Source organism: Microcoleus sp. S13_C3 (assembly GCF_036700905.1).
In the GTDB taxonomy this organism is placed as follows: domain Bacteria; phylum Cyanobacteriota; class Cyanobacteriia; order Cyanobacteriales; family Microcoleaceae; genus Microcoleus.
Map to the genome: position 1 here is coordinate 1 of NZ_JAUBPT010000040.1, position 2,786 is coordinate 2,786.

Annotated in this window: 5 protein-coding genes; 3 read left to right on the forward strand and 2 right to left on the reverse strand. The window is 44.5% G+C overall.

Going from position 1 to position 2,786, the window contains the following annotated elements:
* Positions 1-289, forward strand: a 289-nt coding sequence (locus QUA16_RS13380) for a DUF2442 domain-containing protein (protein WP_333181167.1), incomplete at its 5' end; no start/stop codon positions are given.
* A 241-nt stretch (positions 290-530) separates the two neighbouring features.
* Here QUA16_RS13380 and QUA16_RS13385 read toward each other — a convergent pair.
* Both QUA16_RS13385 and QUA16_RS13390 read right to left on the reverse strand, forming a co-directional pair.
* The gene (locus tag QUA16_RS13385; protein WP_333106944.1) at positions 531-1,229 is read right to left on the reverse strand and encodes a pirin family protein; all 699 of its coding nucleotides are present in this window, start codon (positions 1,227-1,229) and stop codon (positions 531-533) included.
* Positions 1,230-1,427: 198 nt separating this feature from the next.
* Positions 1,428-1,664 (reverse strand): CDGSH iron-sulfur domain-containing protein, encoded by a 237-nt coding sequence (locus QUA16_RS13390; protein ID WP_333106946.1) that lies wholly within the window; start codon positions 1,662-1,664, stop codon positions 1,428-1,430.
* A gap of 147 nt (positions 1,665-1,811) precedes the next feature.
* Between QUA16_RS13390 and QUA16_RS13395 the strand changes: the two genes are divergently transcribed.
* Positions 1,812-2,150 carry a helix-turn-helix domain-containing protein gene (locus tag QUA16_RS13395; protein ID WP_333106948.1) on the forward strand — a complete coding sequence of 113 codons (339 nt, stop codon included), beginning with the start codon at positions 1,812-1,814 and terminating at the stop codon, positions 2,148-2,150.
* Between the two features lie 70 nt (positions 2,151-2,220).
* Positions 2,221-2,619, forward strand: a complete 399-nt coding sequence (locus QUA16_RS13400) for a DUF4112 domain-containing protein (protein ID WP_333106950.1) — start codon at positions 2,221-2,223, stop codon at positions 2,617-2,619.
* The last annotated feature ends 167 nt before the right edge of the window (positions 2,620-2,786 follow it).

The following is a 2,786-nucleotide window of genomic DNA, read 5'->3' on the forward strand; positions in this document are numbered from 1 at the left end:
TTTTCTGAATTATCCGGGTTTTTGGCTTTTTCGGTATTCTATTTTATCGTACTTCAACTTGAAGTGCGGAATGTGGGATTTAATAGTTATCGAACTGAAAAACGGTGCTATTTTCTGTTTTCCTCCGAAGCTGGCACAAGGCTTAGAAGGTGCTTCACCAGAACAGCTTGCTGATGTTTGGCTACCTCCTTCCGGTAGCAGCGTGCACTGGGAAAGCTTAGATGTTGATTTTGGTATTCCCGAACTTTTAGCAGGTATTTTTGGGACAAAATCTTGGAGGGCTGATTAATTTTTTAGTCCCCCTATACTCGGACTTTGTTTGTGTAGTAGCGGTTTCAACTGAGATGTTACACCATTCTCAATAAGCTTTTTATGAACAGGCTTTTCGGCCTGTTCCACAAAGAGTGAATTTTCTTGTGGAACAGGCCGAAAAGCCTGTTAAGCGAGAATGGTGCAAGATGTGAGTTTCAACCGCCGAGTAATTTCAAATCCCCGACTGTTCCAACAAATCGCGGATTTCGCATTCAATTCTATGCCAAATCAAACAGCAAAAATTCCGCATCTTCCGCCGCTTCAATCACTACCTCAGCCTCATCGCTAACCGCCGCAGCGTCGCCATTTTTCAAAGTCAAACCGTTCAGCAAAACCGAGCCGCGAGCAACTTGCACCCAAGCATGGCGATTCGGCTGCAAAGCATGAGAAACCCGCGATTCTTTATCCAAAACAGCCGCATACAAATCCACATCTTGATGCACTTTTACAGCACCATCTCTGGCATCTCGCGCCGCCACTAAGCGCAGTTTTCCGTGCCTTTCTGCTAGGGGAAATTCGCGCTGCTCGTAACTCGGCTGCAAGCCTTTTGTATCGGGTAACAGCCAGATTTGCAGCAAATGAACCGGGTCTGTTTGCGAGTTATTGAACTCGCTGTGCTGGATACCCGTACCTGCACTCATCCGCTGCACTTCACCGGGTTTAATCACTGCACCAGTACCCAAACTATCCTTGTGTTCTAATGCTCCTTCTAATACATAAGTAATGATTTCCATGTCGCTGTGTCCGTGAGTGCCGAAACCTCTGCCGGGGCTAACGAAATCCTCATTAATTACCCGTAAAGAGCGAAAATTCATATAATTTGGATCGTAATAGCCGGCAAAAGAAAATGTGTGGTAACTGTCCAGCCAACCGTGATTAGCGTGTCCTCTTGCTTCACTTTTTCTGACGGTAATCATTTACTCCTCCTCATGTAAAAGTCCTGAAAATTGTGGTGTCTATTTAGCAGTTTTGGACGCAGAAATCGTTTTTCTTACGAGCCTAGTGCATCGCAGCTTTAATATCGGAGAAAAACCGAGTTTCTTGGATATTTTAGTTGTAAAATAAAACCAAAAGTGGTTGATGCACGATTGGTTTATCCTTGATTATTGCTGCCTTTAAAGTTTGCTATGAGCGCCGTCGCAAAATGGAGAATTTGCGGTATGCTTGCAGTTGCACATCGCCACAGTTTTTTTCTCAGTTACTTCAAAAGCTAGCGGCACAAATTCGCTACCTTTATGGGAACCGTCACAAAAAGGCTGATTCTTAGCTTGACCGCAGGTGCACCAGTAGTAAGTACCGGGTTCAAGTTCCATAACGGCGGGTTTTTTATCAGCAATCACAGGTTGGCTCATCGTGTTCTCCTTTTTGATTGATGCCAGATGCAGAAATATATTTATTGGTTTGGTTTGTTTGATTTCTGCGATGTTTCTACTTTAAACCGATTCAAGCTATTATGGGAAGTACGCACTTAAAAGTGCGGTAGTTACCAAAAAGATACTATGCAAGTCCAAGAAGTAAAAGTCGATCGAGCAAATTGCCCTGTAGAACGCACTCTAGAGGTGATTGGCGGGCGCTGGAAAGTCTTGATTCTGCGGGAGTTGTTTCCAGGAGTGAAGCGCTTTAACGAGCTGCAACGAGCTGTCAACGGCATTACTCAGAAGATGCTGACGCAGCAACTGCGGGAAATGGAATCAGACGCGATCGTGCACCGGGAAATTTACCTGCAAGTGCCGCCAAAAGTTGAATATTCGCTAACGCCTTTGGGCCAAAGTCTCAAACCGATTATTAATGCCATGCACGAATGGGGAATTCAGCATATTAGCGAAGATGGAAAATGAGCGGTTTCTAGATGGTTTTTTCCGTCTTCCGACAGATTTCAAATTTTCCAGCTAGTTCAAGAATAATAATATGAACAACATAGAGCGTCTCGCCACCCTCAACCGCATCCGCAAACTCAGCCGCCTGATGGATACCGCCATTGGCATCCCCGGCACTAAATTTCGCATTGGTTTAGACCCCATTATCGGTTTAGTTCCGGGTGCTGGGGATATCGTAGATACCGCGTTTTCCGCCTACCTAATTTATTTAGCAACTCGATTCAACATTCCCCAAAAAACTCTAGGCAAAATGATTTACAATATCGGTCTAGAAGCCGTAGTTGGTTCCGTACCTTTAGTCGGAGATATCTTCGATGCTTTTTATAAATCAAACATGAGAAATCTGGCGCTTTTAGAAGCACACCTCGAAGCAGTTGAACCAGAACTAGCCGCAGTTGCAGAACCTATTCCTCAACCTATTAAAATGTAGGGGCGGGTTTCACAAACAATAATTGTAAATAACACACAATCTCTCAAACCCGCCCCACCCAACGAGAAATCCCCGCGCCTATTTTCGCATTTAAAATGTAGGGGCGGGTTTCACAAACAATAATTGTAAATAACACACAATCTCTCAAACCCGCCCCACCCAACGAG

Coding starts and splice junctions, on each gene's coding strand:
- QUA16_RS13385 (WP_333106944.1), bottom strand. CDS start 1,229: ATGATTACCGTCAGAAAAAGTGAAGCAAGAGGACACGCTAATCACGGT.
- QUA16_RS13390 (WP_333106946.1), bottom strand. CDS start 1,664: ATGAGCCAACCTGTGATTGCTGATAAAAAACCCGCCGTTATGGAACTT.
- QUA16_RS13395 (WP_333106948.1), top strand. CDS start 1,812: ATGCAAGTCCAAGAAGTAAAAGTCGATCGAGCAAATTGCCCTGTAGAA.
- QUA16_RS13400 (WP_333106950.1), top strand. CDS start 2,221: ATGAACAACATAGAGCGTCTCGCCACCCTCAACCGCATCCGCAAACTC.